The sequence below is a fragment of the Seonamhaeicola marinus genome, assembly GCF_008085455.1.
Genome location: NZ_VSDQ01000498.1, coordinates 1 through 296 on the forward strand (window position 1 = coordinate 1; position 296 = coordinate 296).

General features: G+C 32.4%; 1 pseudogene. It reads right to left on the reverse strand.

The features are described 5' to 3' along the window. A pseudogene (locus tag FUA24_RS07925) lies at positions 1–296 on the reverse strand (molecular chaperone HtpG); the annotation flags it as partial.

Below are 296 nucleotides of genomic sequence, written 5' to 3' on the forward strand. Positions count from 1 at the left end.
ACGCATAAATTCTGGCTGTGTAATAATAAATGGGTTGGCGCTGCTATCCATAGCTTCAAGTTGCACCATAAATTTATCAGAAGGAATAACGTCTTTTAAAAGTTCATCAAGTGTTTTCTTTTGGTCTTCATCTAATTTTGATATGGTGTTGTCATCTTTCTTAATTAAATTATCAATATGATCGCCATCAACACGTGCAAAAGATATATTTTCTTTTGATGTTTCTAACTTCTGAATTAAATGAGAAACAATTGGCGAATCTAACAACAATACTTCGTAGCCTTTAGCTTTAGCAG